16 protein-coding genes are annotated in these 13,846 nt (G+C 63.8%); 9 read left to right on the top strand and 7 right to left on the bottom strand.

The window, feature by feature from the left end:
* Position 1: 1 nt before the first annotated feature.
* Entirely contained in the window at positions 2 to 559 is a 558-nt protein-coding gene (locus AB7D48_RS03860; RefSeq protein ID WP_427976004.1) for a TadE/TadG family type IV pilus assembly protein, read from the top strand.
* On the top strand, positions 541 to 1,080 hold the full coding sequence (locus AB7D48_RS03855) for a TadE/TadG family type IV pilus assembly protein (RefSeq protein ID WP_427976003.1): 540 nt from the start codon (positions 541 to 543) through the stop codon (positions 1,078 to 1,080). Before AB7D48_RS03860 ends, AB7D48_RS03855 begins: the two co-directional genes overlap by 19 nt.
* Positions 1,081 to 1,124: 44 nt before the next feature.
* On the opposite strand, the gene AB7D48_RS03850 is transcribed toward AB7D48_RS03855, so the two are convergent.
* Positions 1,125 to 2,525, bottom strand: coding sequence for a helix-turn-helix domain-containing protein (locus AB7D48_RS03850; RefSeq protein ID WP_427976002.1), 1,401 nt, complete (start codon positions 2,523 to 2,525; stop codon positions 1,125 to 1,127).
* 121 nt (positions 2,526 to 2,646) lie between these two features.
* Here AB7D48_RS03850 and AB7D48_RS03845 point away from each other — a divergent pair, with 121 nt between their 5' ends.
* From AB7D48_RS03845 to AB7D48_RS03830, 4 genes are all read left to right on the top strand, one after another.
* The gene (locus tag AB7D48_RS03845; protein ID WP_427976001.1) at positions 2,647 to 4,146 is read left to right on the top strand and encodes an MmgE/PrpD family protein; all 1,500 of its coding nucleotides are present in this window, start codon (positions 2,647 to 2,649) and stop codon (positions 4,144 to 4,146) included.
* Between the two features lie 102 nt (positions 4,147 to 4,248).
* On the top strand, positions 4,249 to 5,397 hold the full coding sequence (gene prpC, locus AB7D48_RS03840) for a bifunctional 2-methylcitrate synthase/citrate synthase (RefSeq protein ID WP_427976000.1): 1,149 nt from the start codon (positions 4,249 to 4,251) through the stop codon (positions 5,395 to 5,397).
* Positions 5,398 to 5,450: 53 nt separating this feature from the next.
* A complete protein-coding gene (gene prpB, locus AB7D48_RS03835) occupies positions 5,451 to 6,368 on the top strand; it encodes a methylisocitrate lyase (RefSeq protein WP_427975999.1) in 918 nt (305 codons plus the stop codon).
* A gap of 39 nt (positions 6,369 to 6,407) precedes the next feature.
* Positions 6,408 to 6,899 (top strand): Fur family transcriptional regulator, encoded by a 492-nt coding sequence (locus tag AB7D48_RS03830; RefSeq protein ID WP_427975998.1) that lies wholly within the window; start codon positions 6,408 to 6,410, stop codon positions 6,897 to 6,899.
* Here AB7D48_RS03830 and AB7D48_RS03825 read toward each other — a convergent pair.
* The 6 genes from AB7D48_RS03825 to AB7D48_RS03800 all read right to left on the bottom strand — a co-directional run bounded on the left by AB7D48_RS03825 (position 6,886) and on the right by AB7D48_RS03800 (position 11,348).
* Positions 6,886 to 7,656, bottom strand: a complete 771-nt coding sequence (locus AB7D48_RS03825; protein ID WP_427975997.1) for a metal ABC transporter permease — start codon at positions 7,654 to 7,656, stop codon at positions 6,886 to 6,888. The two genes, AB7D48_RS03830 and AB7D48_RS03825, sit on opposite strands and share 14 nt — an antisense overlap.
* Positions 7,653 to 8,480, bottom strand: a complete 828-nt coding sequence (locus tag AB7D48_RS03820) for a metal ABC transporter permease (protein ID WP_427975996.1) — start codon at positions 8,478 to 8,480, stop codon at positions 7,653 to 7,655. The genes AB7D48_RS03825 and AB7D48_RS03820 overlap by 4 nt, the downstream gene beginning before the upstream one ends.
* Positions 8,480 to 9,262: a metal ABC transporter ATP-binding protein gene (locus tag AB7D48_RS03815; protein WP_427975995.1), complete on the bottom strand. Its 783-nt coding sequence runs from the start codon at positions 9,260 to 9,262 to the stop codon at positions 8,480 to 8,482. The genes AB7D48_RS03820 and AB7D48_RS03815 overlap by 1 nt, the downstream gene beginning before the upstream one ends.
* Positions 9,259 to 10,134 carry a metal ABC transporter solute-binding protein, Zn/Mn family gene (locus AB7D48_RS03810; RefSeq protein ID WP_427975994.1) on the bottom strand — a complete coding sequence of 292 codons (876 nt, stop codon included), beginning with the start codon at positions 10,132 to 10,134 and terminating at the stop codon, positions 9,259 to 9,261. The genes AB7D48_RS03815 and AB7D48_RS03810 overlap by 4 nt, the downstream gene beginning before the upstream one ends.
* A 47-nt stretch (positions 10,135 to 10,181) precedes the next feature.
* Complete coding sequence (locus AB7D48_RS03805) at positions 10,182 to 10,853, bottom strand: helix-turn-helix domain-containing protein (RefSeq protein ID WP_427975993.1); 672 nt, start codon at positions 10,851 to 10,853, stop codon at positions 10,182 to 10,184.
* Between the two features lie 75 nt (positions 10,854 to 10,928).
* Positions 10,929 to 11,348, bottom strand: a complete 420-nt coding sequence (locus tag AB7D48_RS03800; RefSeq protein ID WP_427975992.1) for a hypothetical protein — start codon at positions 11,346 to 11,348, stop codon at positions 10,929 to 10,931.
* A 199-nt stretch (positions 11,349 to 11,547) separates the two neighbouring features.
* On the opposite strand from AB7D48_RS03800, the gene AB7D48_RS03795 reads away from it, so the two are divergent.
* From AB7D48_RS03795 to AB7D48_RS03785, 3 genes are all read left to right on the top strand, one after another.
* Complete coding sequence (locus AB7D48_RS03795) at positions 11,548 to 12,363, top strand: ABC transporter substrate-binding protein (protein WP_427975991.1); 816 nt, start codon at positions 11,548 to 11,550, stop codon at positions 12,361 to 12,363.
* 62 nt (positions 12,364 to 12,425) lie between these two features.
* Positions 12,426 to 13,136, top strand: a complete 711-nt coding sequence (locus AB7D48_RS03790; protein ID WP_427975990.1) for an ABC transporter permease — start codon at positions 12,426 to 12,428, stop codon at positions 13,134 to 13,136.
* The gene (locus tag AB7D48_RS03785; RefSeq protein ID WP_427975989.1) at positions 13,133 to 13,837 is read left to right on the top strand and encodes an ABC transporter permease; all 705 of its coding nucleotides are present in this window, start codon (positions 13,133 to 13,135) and stop codon (positions 13,835 to 13,837) included. Before AB7D48_RS03790 ends, AB7D48_RS03785 begins: the two co-directional genes overlap by 4 nt.
* The last annotated feature ends 9 nt before the right edge of the window (positions 13,838 to 13,846 follow it).

Raw genomic sequence — 13,846 nt, 5'->3', positions numbered from 1 at the left:
CATGCCCCATCGTCTCCTCCCTTCGTTCTGGACGGGTCTGCTCTCCGCCAAGCGCGCCGCGGCGGCCGTGGAATTCGCCCTGGTGGGGCTGGCCTGCATCGCCTTTCTCATGGCGCTGATCAATCTCGGCCTGTTCGGCTACGATGTCAGCAGCCTGGCCCGTGCCGTGCAGCAGACCGGCCGATGGGCCGCCACGGAAGCCGCCGCCAGCTATGCCGCCAGCGGCGGCGCGATCACGACACCTTGCCTGAATGGCGACATCGCCACATTCAACGGCTTGGCCAAACCCGCGCTGCCGGGTCTTTCCAGCTCCAGCCTCACGACCGCCAGCGGCACCCAAACCACGGGCAACATGACCTTGACGGCAAGCTGGTCCGGCACCGCCGGCAGTGCCCCGGGCCTCTATCTCCTGCTGACCGGCACATATAAATGGCAGCCTCTGGGCTTTAGCGCGTTCGGCGCCATTTCCATTCCCATGCGGATTTCCAGCGCCGCGACCGTTGTGGGCAGCACCAGTTCCGATGCTTCAGTGAGCAGTTCATGCGCCAATACCTATTGAGACGCACGCCAAGGCGCGGAAATGGCCGCCGGGGCGCCGCCTCGGTCGAATTCTCACTGGTCGCGGTGCTCTTTCTGCTGCCGCTGATCGCGGGCTCGGCCGATTTCATCGCCATCATCACCGCGCGCGCGCAGCTCAACACCGCTTTGCAGGCCCTGCAATATTACGCCTGGGCCAACCAGTCCCAGGCCTCGAACATCACCAGCAGCACCACGACCACCCAGGAGACCGCGCTGATCAGCGCGATCGACAGCACACATGATACGTTCCAGATCACACTGAACGCGGGCAGCACATCGGGCAGCTACTCGACCCTGGTTTATGCCTGCGTCAACAGCACGGCCTCGCCAGTCTCGATTTCCGGGCCTTACAGCTCATCCTCATCCTGCTCCAGCGGACAGACGGTCCAGACCTATGTGCAATTCACCGTCAGCGCCAAGGTGAACCTGCCTTTTCCGCTGCCGGTCAAACTGACCAGCCCTTATTCATTGCGCGCAACCGGCGCGGCGCAGGTCAGTTAAGGCCATCGTCCTGGGGTCTCCTGGGGCCTCCTGGGGCCGGCCCCTTACCCCTTGAGCCGGTAGGGCACCACGCCGCGTTCGGCCGTGCCCGTATCCAGCGCCGTGCCCATGGGCGGCACGGAACGATGGCGGCAACTTGTCCGCTCGCAAGCCCGGCAGCCCGGGCCGATCGGGTCCGGCAAATCGGGATTGTTCAAATCCAGCCCGGAGGCATAGACCGTCTGCGCCGCATGGCCGATCTCACACCCCAGCACCACCGCCACGGCACGCGGCCGGGCGAGATAAGACCCGCCGCCACGCCCCACCGTGCGGGCAATGTTCAGATAGGTCGCGTCATCGGGCGTGCGGGCGAGTTGAACCAGCACCTCCCCCGGATGCGCGAAGGCGCGATACACATTCCAGAGCGGACAGGGCCCGCCGAACTGCGCGAATTGAAACCGCGTGGCCGAAGAGCGCTTGAGCACGTTGCCGGCAATGTCGGTCTTGACGAAATAAAATGGAATCCCCGGCAGCTCGGGACGCTGCATGGTGGAAAGCCGATGGCAGATTTGCTCGAAACTGGCGCCGAACTGGCGTTGCAGGCGCTGGATGTCATACCGCGCCGCCAGCGCCGCCGCATGAAAGCGCCGGTAAGGCAGCATCAAGGCGCCGGCGAAATAATTGGCCAGGGCCATGCGCGCCAGCCCCCTGGTTTCCTCCGATGAGAAATTCCGCCGCTTCAGCTCCGCCTCGATCGTTCCTTGATGCTCAAGCTGGCCCGTTACATGCGCCAGCCAGAACACCTCGCTCTCGGGAGCGGCATCGCCGGTCACGTAAAGCTCACCCGCCTTGCGGTTGAGGCGCCAGAACAGCCCCGCCTCCAGCAAGCCGGGCATCGCGACGATGGAAATTCCGTGCATGTCGCGCAAATGACGCCGCAGATCCTCCCGCAGCGTGAGCGGCTGGAAGCCCCGCGTTTCGAACAGCTCCTCCGCCGCGCGGTCGAGCGGTTCAAAATGATTGCGCCGGGACTGCACCCAGTCGCGCACCTCGTCATAAGGAAAACGCGGCAAGGCCGGAAAGGTTTGCAGCACCGTCTCGCGCTGCGCCGCATAGGCCCGGTAGAGCGTCATGAACGCCTCCGCCAGATGCGGCGCGCCGCGCACCAGGGCGGAGACTTCCGACTGAGCGCCGCGCAGGCTCCTGAATAGCGGGTCCGCAAGATCCTCACGCAGTTGCAATTCCCGCTTCGCTTCCTCGCCATCCGCAAAGTAGGTTTTTCGCAAACTCAGCACCGTGGCGGCACGATCCATCAAGCGCAAGGTCAATGGCCGCTGGTCGGCCTCGATCTGATTCAAGTAGCTCGGTGAAATACCTAGATTTTTTGCAAAATCAGTCTGCTTGAAGCCCGCACGTTCCCGGGCCCGGCGCAATCTCTGTCCCGCAAAAATTTTCTTTTCCGACACGGCCTGAATTTTGCAAATTTTGCAAAACCTGTCCAGCGCCTTCGCCCGAATCCGCACCGAACAGGCTGGACGCACGCCTGCTTCCGGCGCGAAGACAGGCCGCGAACACGGTGCCAGTCAAATGAAACTGCATGATGTCAAGGTCTATCCCTCGAAGACCCCCTTGCCACGCGAGGACCAGCTGGCATGGAAAATCGCCGGCGTGGCGGCCGACAAGGTGAAGGTGACGCCGGATGTCCGCGAAATGGTCATCAACCGCATCATCGACAACGCCGCCGTGGCCATTGCGTCCGTCAATCGCCATGCGCCCGTCTCCGCGCGCGGCGCGGCGCTGGGCCATCCGCGCAAAAACGGCGCGGCGCTGTTTGGCATGCACGCCACCACCCGCGTCAGCCCGGAATGGGCCGCCTGGGCCAACGGCACCGCCGTGCGCGAGCTGGATTTTCACGACACCTTCCTGGCGGCGGATTATTCCCATCCGGGCGACAATATTCCGCCCATCCTGGCCACCGCCCAGGCCATGGGAAGATCCGGCCGGGACCTGATCCGCGGCATCGCCACCGGCTATGAGATTCATATCGACCTCGTGAAGGCGATCTGCCTGCATGCGCACAAGATCGACCATATCGCGCATCTATGCCCCGCCCAGGCGGCGGGAATCGGCACGCTGCTCCGGTTGAAGCAGGAGGTCATCTACCAAGCCGTGCAGCAGGCCGTGCATGTCTCCTTCACCACCCGGCAATCGCGCAAGGGGGAGATTTCCTCCTGGAAAGCCTTTGCCCCCGCCCATGCGGGCAAGCTGGCCGTAGAGGCCGTGGACCGCGCGATGCGTGGCGAGGGCGCGCCCAGCCCGATCTATGAAGGCGAGGACAGCGTGATCGCCTGGCTGCTGGACGGGCCGGAAGCGCTCTATCATGTGCCGCTGCCCGAACCCGGCGAGGCCAAGCGCGCCATTCTGGACAGCTACACCAAGGAGCATTCCGGCGAATATCAGTCCCAGGCGCTGATCGACCTCGCCTTCAGGATGCGCGAGGAGATCGCGGATGCCGAGGCGATCGAGCGGATTGTCATCCATACCTCGCACCACACCCATACGGTGATCGGCTCCGGCGCCAACGACCCGCAAAAGCTGGACCCGAAGGCCAGCCGCGAGACGCTGGATCATTCGATCATGTATATCTTCGCCGTGGCGTTGCAGGACGGGTTCTGGAACCATGAAAGCTCCTACGCCCCCCGGCGCGCCGCCCGGCCGGACACGGTACGGCTCTGGCACAAGATCGAAACGGTCGAGGATCCGGAATGGACCCGGCGCTATCACACGCTGGACATCGCCGAAAAAGCGTTTGGCGGGCGCGTCGAGATTTTTTTCAAGGACGGCTCCCGGCTCGTGGATGAAATGGCCGTGGCCAACGCGCACCCGCTGGGGGCGCGGCCTTTCGCGCGGGCAGATTATATCCGCAAATTCAAAACCCTGACGGATGGCCTCATCACCACGCGCGAGAGCGCGCGGTTTCTGGAGGCGGCGCAGAATCTGCCCCGGCTGAAGGAAGGGGAGCTGGGCGCGCTGAACGTGGCGGCGCCGCGCGGCACGCTCGACCAGTCCCGCCCGGGCATTTTCTGAACCGGGTCCGGCTCATGGACACACGACACCATCCGCGCCCCTTTCCGAGGAGGGGGGATTCATCCCAAAACAGCGCCAACCAAAACGCAGGAGAAGCCTTTCATGAGTGAAACATCCACCTTGCCGAAACCCAAGAAATCCGTTGCCCTTTCGGGAGTCGCCGCGGGCAACACCGCCCTGTGCACGGTGGGCCGCAGCGGCAACGATCTGCATTATCGCGGCTATGACATCCTGGATTTCGCGGAAGCCTGCGAGTTCGAGGAAATCGCGCATCTGCTGGTGCATGGCACGCTGCCCAACAAGGCGGCGTTGAGCGCCTACAAGGCCAAGCTGAAGGCGCTGCGCGGCCTGCCCGCCGCCGCCAAGGCGGTGCTGGAGCAGATCCCCGCCGCCGCGCACCCCATGGATGTGATGCGCTCTTATGTTTCCGTGCTCGGCACGGTCCTGCCCGAGGCGCACGACCACAACCAGCCCGGCGCCAAGGACATCGCCGACAAGCTGATGGCCTCGCTCGGCTCCGCCCTGCTCTACTGGTATCATTACGCCACCAACGGCAAGCGGATCGAGGTGGAAACGCCGGATGATTCCATCGGCGGGCATTTCCTGCATCTGCTGCACGGCAAGGCGCCCAGCGAGAGCTGGGTCCGGGCCATGCATACCTCGTTGATTCTCTATGCCGAGCATGAGTTCAACGCCTCCACCTTCACCGCGCGCGTCGTGGCGGGCACGGGATCGGATTTCTATTCCAGCATCGCCGGCGCCATTGGCGCGCTGCGGGGCCCCAAGCATGGCGGCGCCAATGAAGTCGCCTTCGAGATCCAGAAACGCTATGACAGCGCGGACGAGGCCGAGGCCGATATTCGCAGGCGCATGGAGGCCAAGGAGGTCATTATCGGCTTTGGCCATCCGGTCTATACGATCTCCGATCCGCGCAATGTGGTGATCAAGCGCGTCGCCAAGCATCTCTCCGACGAGGCGCAATCGCCCAAGATGTACGACATCGCGGCACGGATCGAGACGGTGATGATGGAGACGAAGAAGATGTTCCCGAACCTGGATTGGTTCTCGGCCGTCTCCTACCATATGATGGGCGTGCCAACCGCCATGTTCACGCCGCTCTTCGTCATTGCCCGCACCTCCGGCTGGAGCGCGCATGTGATCGAGCAGCGCGTGGACGGCAAGATCATCCGCCCCTCGGCCAATTATAACGGACCGGAAAATCTGACCTTCGTGCCCCTGGCGGACCGCTGAATTCCCTCCCCGCCGGGACGATCCGGCGGGGATTTTATTTATGGAGACCATCCATGACGTATTTGAGCGCAGATTTTTATCCCAACCTTCCCGCCGGCGAGCGTTTCCGCAAATTGCTGGAGCAGCCGGGCATTCTCGCCATTCCCGGCACCCATAACGGGCTGGCCGCGCAACAGGCGCGCAATGCCGGGTTTCCGGCCTGCTATCTGTCCGGCGCGGCGATGACCGCCTCCATGGGGCTGCCGGATCTCGGCATCATCACGGTGGATGAAGTCACCTTCTTCATCCGCCAGGTGGTGCGCGCCTCCGGCCTGCCGGTGCTGGTGGATGGCGATACCGGCTATGGCGAAGCGCTGAATGTGATGCACATGGTCCGCAGCTTCGAGGATGCCGGCGCGGCGGCGGTGCATCTGGAAGACCAGATCCTGCCAAAGAAATGCGGCCATCTGAACGACAAGAAGATTGCCCCGGCACAGGAGATGGCCGCCAAGATCGCCGCCGCGCGCGCCGCGCGCCGCCATCTCTACATCATCGCCCGCACCGATGCCGCCGCCTCGGAAGGGCTGGATGGTGCCGTCGCGCGCGCCAAGCTCTATATGGACGCGGGCGCGGATGCGATCTTTCCCGAGGCGCTGAACACCGAGGAGATGTTCCGGGCCTTCGCCCAGCGCATGCCAGGCGTGCCGCTGCTGGCCAACATGACCGAGTTCGGCCGCACCCCATTCTACACCAAGGAACAGTTCCAGGATTTCGGCTATAAGATGATGATCTGGCCGGTGACCTCCCTGCGCGTGGCGGCCCTGGCGCAGGAGAAGCTCTACAAGGCCATCGCCAAGGATGGCGGCGCCCAGAACTGCGTGGACGACATGCTCACCCGCAAGGATCTTTACGCCACCATCGATTATGCCGGGTTCGAGGCGCTGGACGCGACGATCGTGAAAACGATCGTGCCCGAAGGCATGCCGCAGTAACCCCTCGCCGAGACGGCATGGATCGCCTAAATAGGATTCATGCCGCACGACGCGCCCCCGCAGACACGCGATGTTCCCGCCATGCTGAAAGCGGCGGAGATGTCCTGCGCCCAGAACGGCACGCAACTGACCGCGCTGCGGCGGGATGTGCTGGATCTGATTTTGCAGGCGGGCATGCCGGTCACGGCCTACCAGCTTCTCGACCGGCTGAAGCCGTTACGCAAATCCGCCGTGCCGCCGACCATCTACCGCACGCTGGAATTTCTGCTCGAAAACAAGCTGATCCATAAAATCGAGCGGCTGAATGCCTTCGTGCCCTGCGCGGAGGCGGATCACGACCATGCCGACGCGCAATTTCTGATTTGCAAGAGCTGCGGCGGCGTCACCGAAATCGAGGATCACGCTGTCTCCGAGGCGCTGGCCAAGGCCGCCGCGCGGCATGGCTTTACAACCTGCCGGGCCGTGGTGGAGGTGGACGGGTTCTGCGCCGCCTGCGCCGCCAAGGCGCGGGAGCCCGCTAGCCCGGTTTAAGACGCGCCAGCAGATAGATCACGGCGGCGCCGGTACCGGTGAAAAACCCCACCGGCCAATTGCTCACATAAGCCAGCCCCAGCGCCGCCCAGACCAGCGCCAACGCCAGCCCCATGGCCAGAACCAGCCCCGCCCCCGGCCGCGCGCAGAGCCGCGCCGCCGCCGCGCCGGGCCCCAGCATTAAGCTGAAAACCAGCAGAGCCCCCGTGACCGGCACGGCGAACCCCGCCGCCAGCGCCAGCAGCCCCAGAAAGGACAGATCCGCCAGCCAGGGCCTGCCGCCCTGCACTTCCATCAATTCCGGCGACAGGGCCGAAAGGCACAAGGGCCGCAGCCCCAGCCACAAGGCCAGCGGCACGCAAATCCCGATCAATCCCAGCATCGGCAGGTCCGACCGGCCAATCGCGAAGACCTGCCCGAACAGCAGGCCATAAACCGACCCCGCATAATGCCCGGACAGCGACAGAAACAAAGCCCCCAACGCCAGGAGTGCCGCCAGGAGCAAGGCGGTGGCGGCATCGCGCCGGACATGAAGCTGCGCCAGCACCAGCATGCCCGCCCCGCCCAGCGTAAAGCCGGCCAACCCGGCCCAGAGCGGAAACCCGAACAAGGAACTGGCCGCGGCCCCCGGAAACGCCGCCATCGGCAAGGCATGGGCCGCGAACCCGGCACGGCGCATCACCACGAAGAAGCCCGCCGCCCCCGCCGCCAAGGCCACCAGGCTGGCGGCCAGCCAGATATCGGCGAAATAGCTCATGCCCGCCGCCTCAGCCCGGAGGCCGCGTAAAACAACAACAGCAGCCCCACGATGAAAAAGCTCACCGGCCAGGTCCGCCCGGGAATCCAGCCATAAGACAGATAGGCCAGGACGATTCCCCCCCAGCAGGCCGCCAGCCCCAGTAGGATCGACAGCAGCACCGCCATGCCCGGCCCCCGCGCCAAGCGCAGCGCCACCGCCGCCGGGCCGATGAGCAAGGCCGTGGCCAGAATGGCGCCGACCGTCATGGCCGCCAGCGTGACCCCAAGCGCCAGCAGCAGCAGAAACCCCACCCCCAAGGCGCGCACGGGTGCGCCGGCGATCAGCGCCAGATCCTGATTCAGCGAGGCCAGCAACAAGGGCCGGGCGATGACGGCCATGACCGCCGCGCACAGCGCCGCCAAGGCGCAGGCCCAGCCCGCCGTGCCCGGCGGCGCGGAGAACATCGCCCCGAACATCACCGTTTGCGCGGCACCGGAAGCGCCATGCCCGGTGATGCAGAAATGCAGGAACAGCGCCGTCACGCCCAGCCCAGCACCCAGCAATATTCCCGCCGCCTCGTCCCGCGCGGCGGCGCGGCGCGGTTGCAGGATTTCCAGCGCCCCCACACCGGCGATGCCGAGCAGCAAAAACCCCAGCAGCGGTGAGATGCCAAACAGCAGCCCCGCAGCGCCGCCGGCGCTGCTGACATCCGCCAGCGCATGGCCCGCGAAGGCCTGGCCGCGCAGCACCGTGAACAGCCCCAGCGCGCCGCAAACGAATGCGGCGGCACCGCTCAACGCCAACGCCATCTGCACCGGGCCACTCTGAAAAAAGGCCAGCATCAGGGAATGGCCGTCACATGTTCGAGATCGTGGGTATGATCGTGCGTGCCGCCCGCGACGACGAGAATCCGCCCATGCACGCGGATGACATCGATATGATAACCATAGAGGGCGGACAGCACCTCCGTGCGCACCACCTCATGCACCGGGCCGCTGAGCGCCTTGCCGCCCGCCACGTAAACGATCTGGTCCATCACCGGCAAAAGCGGGTTCATGTCATGGGCCGAAAGCAGCACCGTCACGCCCCGCTCATGACACAGGCGGTTGAGCAGGGCGACGATTTCCGCCGCCGCCTTGATGTCCAGATTGGCCAGAGGCTCGTCGAGCAGGATCAGATCCGGCTCACGCACCAGCGCGTGCGCGATCATCACACGCTGCTGCTGACCGCCGGACAGACGGCCGATGCGCTGATCGGCGAAGTCCTGCGCCTCCACCGCCCGCAACGCCGCCTCGATTTGCGCGCTCCGCGCGCGGGATGGCAGGGCCAGACCGAATCTGTGCCCCCCCAGCCCCAGCGCCACGAAATCCCGTGCCCTGACGGGCAGATCCGGTTCCATGAAAATCTTTTGCGGCACGTATCCCAGCGGCCCATGTGTCTCGATGGTGCCACGCGAGGGCAACAACCCCAGAATGGCGCGCAGCAGACTGGTCTTGCCCGCGCCATTGGCGCCGATCAGCCCGCAAAACGCGCCGCGCGGCAATGTGAAGCCGATCTCCCGGAGAATCTCCCGCCCGCCCCGCGCGACGGAAAGGTCCGCGACAGTGAGGGCGGAAGAGATCATTTGGCGCCAGCCGCCGTCAGGGCCTGGTCGAGCGCGACCGTCGCCTGGAGCATCCAGTCCTGGTAGTTTTTCGCGCTGGCGGGCATCAGCTCGTAAACGGGCACGACCCGCACGTCATGCTTCTTGGCCAGGGCCAGCAGGGCTTGCGTCTGCGGGTCCGTCACCTGCACGTTATAAGCGAAGAGCTTGACCTTCCGGTCCTTCAGCAATGCCTCCTCCTTCGCCACATCCTGGGGAGACGGGTCGGTGTCGTTCATCACCGAGAGTTCAAAAGAGAACGGCGTCATGATCTTCAACCCGGCTTCGTGCAGCAGATAATCCGCCACCGGCTCCGTCACCGCAACCGGGGCCCCGGCGAAAGATGCCTTGACCTTCGCGATTTCCTGCTTCCAGGGCGTGAGCGAGGCGTCGAAAGCCTGAAGATTGGCCTCGTAGGCGGCCTTGTGGGCGGGGTCCTTCGCCTCGAAGAACGCCGCCGCCGCCGCCGCCACGGCGGGCATGGTATCCGTGCGGTACCAGAGATGCGGATTGGGCGTGCTGTCGGGCAGGCCCAGCAGCTTTTGCGCGCTCAGCACCTTTGCGTTGGTGCCCGCCACCATTTTATCGGCCCAGGAATCATACCCCAACCCATTCTCGACCACGAGGTCGGCGCCATGAAAGGCCGCCGCCACGCTCGGCGTCACCTCGAACTCATGCGGATCGGTATTTGGGTTCGACTGGATGGCCGTCACCTTCACATAGGGGCCACCGATCTGTTCCAGAACATTGGCGTACTGGTTTTCCAGCCCCACCGCATGCAGCAGCGGCTGCGCCATGGCCAGATGCCCGGCCAGCGCGAAGGCGGCGCCCAATCCCAAACGGCGAATCATCATTCTATCCTACTCCCTGCGTTACGGATAGAATGATATATTATATCATTTTAGACGTCCAGAGGCTCCTCGCATCCACACAGAGCCGCCAGCCCCTGCCGGTCGCGTATTCTGATCCGGCGGGCGGTGACCAGCTCCAGCAGGCCTTCTTTCTCAAGCTGCCCCATGGTGCGCGAGATGGTTTCGATTGTCAGCCCGAGATAATCGGCGATGTCATGGCGCGCCATCGGCAGGGTTTCCACATCCTCCGACGTGCCGGGCAGCATTTCCAGCAGAAAAGCCGCCAGCCTCTGCCCGGCGCTGGACCGGCCCAGAAGCTGGGAATGCGCCTGCGCGCGCGCCAAGGAGCGCATGGCGTGGCCATAAAGCTGAATGGCCGCGGCGGGGTCTTTTTCCATCCCCTGGCAGCGCATCCGCACCACGGCGCAGGCGGTGACCGCCTCCGCCGAGAGCAAATGCTCGCCCGCAAGCTCGAAACCGAACACATCGCCCGGTTTGCAGAACGCGTTGATGTGACGCCGGCCATCGGGCTGGAACTTGCAGCAGCGCACCACTCCGCTCACCAGGCGGTACATGCTGCCCGCCGTATCCCCCTGCGCATAGATGCTCTCATCGGGCGCAAACCGCAGAACCGGCTGCGATTCCCGCGAGGCATGGCCCGGCCGTACCACCGCCGGGCCCGCGCCATGTTCGCCAGTATGAAGCATAACCGTTGCCGACATCCTTCATCTCCCATCATTCATGACGATGGCGACAGCTAGCGCCGGAGCGGGTCAGGGCGGTATCCGGTTTCCCCCTTAGGTATTTGTACTTAAAAGTTGCCGCCTGTGGCTGGTCACGCAATCCATGATTGCATCGATCAGCCGGTTATCCATGATCGGCCGTTCCAGCACGAGCCAAACCCCGGCCTCGGCCGCGCGCGCGCCCAGGCTGGCCGTGAACAGGCTGACCAGCAGAATGGCGGGAGCCCGCGCCCCGCGCGCCCGCGCGGCACGCAGCAGGGCGCACCCATCGACACCGGCGGGGCCGTCTTTCAGAACCAGGCAATGCGCCTCGCGCAGCACCGGGGACGCCAGCAGGGACGCCGCATCCGGGCAGAGGCGGACATCCACCCCATCCATGCCGAGCACGAAGCGCAGCGCCTGACCGACGGGCTCGTCATCGGAATAGATCAGAACAACAGGCCCGGCCTCGGCCATCTTGGAAACCTCTCGCATTCTCAACCCATGCCGTTATAACGGGCAAAGCCTCCCATGACTTTAGCCGAACAGGCTCAAGCTGCCTTGATACAGCGCAACTTCACGGCCTTTTGAACGGGCATTTCTGGCGTTGCGCTACGATTTTAATCGGGTAATGTCTTTCAATCCGGACCCCGGCAGGCGGGCTGGGCCGGGCATTTTCAGCATGGGAGACTACATGAAAAAATTATTCGCACCGGCCCTTGCCGCGGCCTGCATGCTCGGCATGGCATTGCCGACAGCCGCCTTCGCCAAGGATTTCACGCAGATCAAATTCGGGGTGGACGCCACTTATCCGCCATTCGAGAGCATGTCCCCGTCCGGCAAGATGGAAGGCTTCGACATTGATCTGGGCAAGGCCATCTGCGCCGAGCTGAAAGTGAAGTGCGTGTTCGTCAGCCAGTCCTTCGACGGCATCATTCCGGCCCTGAAGGCGCGCAAGTTCGATGCCATTCTGTCCTCCATGACCGTGACACCGGAACGCGCCAAGCAGATCGATTTCTCCTCCGAAATGTATGACGAGCCGACCAGCATGGTCGCCAAGAAAGGCTCGGGCCTGACCCCCACCGTCGCCAGCCTGAAGGGCAAGACCGTGGGCGTGGAAGCCGGCACCATTCAGGAAGCCTATGCCAAGACCTATTGGCAGCCGAAGGGCGTCAACGTGGTTTCCTATCAGGGCCAGGATCAGGTTTATGCCGATCTGCTCTCCGGCCGCCTGGATGCCTCCCTGCAAGATTCCGTCGAGGCCGATTATGGGTTCCTGAAAACCCCCAAGGGTGCGGGCTTCGCCTTTGCCGGCAATGTCACCGACGATCCGAAGGATGTGCTGGGTTCCTACGTCGCCATCGGCGTGCGCAAGGACGAGCCGGAATTGCTGAAGAAGATCGACTGGGCCATCGCCGAACTGCACAAGACCGGCGAGTATGACAAGATCCAGGCGAAGTATTTCAACTTCAACATCTATAACGCCGAAGCCGCCAAGCAGGCGCCTTGATCACCTGACCGGCCGGTCCTGGCGCAACGCGCCAGGGCCGGCACCCCTGCCAGGGATACAGCATGTTCAATCTCGCCGGCTACGGGCCGCAGATCTTCGCCGGGACGATCACCACGGTGGAGCTGTCGGTCCTCTCCCTTCTTCTCTCCTTTGTCATCGGACTCATCGGCGCTTCCGCGAAACTTTCCAAAGCGCGCGCGGCGCGCGTCGCCGCCACGGTCTATACCACCATCATCCGGGGCGTGCCGGACTTGGTGCTGATGCTGCTGATTTTCTACTCGCTGCAAATCTGGATCAACGACATCACGGACTGGCTCAACAGCCTCCAGAACAGCTTCGATTTCGGCTTCGACCTCGACCCCTTCACCAGCGGCGTCATCACGCTGGGCTTCATCTATGGCGCCTATTTCACGGAAACCTTCCGCGGCGCCTTTCTGGCCGTGCCGAAAGGCCAGCTTGAAGCCGCGCGTGCCTTCGGCATGAAACCATTTCACGTCTTCCGCCGCGTGCTGTTTCCGCAAATGATGCGCTATGCGCTGCCCGGCCTTGGCAATAACTGGCAGGTGATCCTGAAAGCCACGGCGCTGGTCTCGATCATCGGCCTGTCGGACGTGGTGAAGGCCGCGCAGAACGCGGGGCAGGCGACATTCCGCACCTTCTTCTTCATCTGTGTCGCGGGGGCCGTGTATCTGGTCCTCACCATCATCTCCAATGGCGTGCTGCTCTATCTGGAACGCAAATATATGATCGGCGTCAGAAAGGCGGTTCTATGATCTATATCCTCGATCATTACTGGCGCCAGCTGCTCTATTCCGACGGCTACCACATGACCGGCCTGGCGATGACACTCTGGCTGCTCATTATTTCCTGCGCCGTCGGATTCTGCCTGGCGCTTCCGCTGGCCATCGCCCGCAATTCCAAGAATCCGTTCATCTGGGGGCCTGTCTGGCTCTATGGCTTCATCTTTCGGGGCACGCCGCTCTATGTGCAGCTCCTGCTGATCTATACCGGCGTTTACGGGCTGCATTTCGTGCGTGAAACACCGTTCCTGGCGGATTTTTTCCGTTCGGCGATCAATTGCACCCTGCTCTCCTTCGCGCTGAACACTGGCGCCTACACCACGGAAATTTTCTACGGCGCGATTCGGGACACCTCGCATGGCGAGGTCGAGGCCGGGCGGGCTTATGGCATGTCCCGTTTCACGCTTTACCGGCGCATCATCATTCCCTCCGCGCTGCGCCGGGCCCTGCCCATGTACAGCAACGAGGTGATCCTGATGCTGCATGCCACCACGCTGGCCTTTACCGCCACCGTGCCCGATATTCTGAAGGTCACCAACGATGCCTATGTCGCCACCTATGCGCCGTTCGACGCTTTCGGCCTGGCGGCGTTGATCTATCTTTGCATCTCCTTCACGCTGATCTTTTTGTTCCGCCGGGCCGAACGGCATTTTCTCGCCTATCTGCCCAGATAACTTATCCGC

Origin of the sequence: Acidocella sp. (assembly GCF_050253495.1) — a bacterium.
GTDB lineage: Bacteria > Pseudomonadota > Alphaproteobacteria > Acetobacterales > Acetobacteraceae > Acidocella.
Note: the sequence above shows the minus strand (reverse complement) of the source record. Positions and strands in the feature narration are given on the sequence as shown.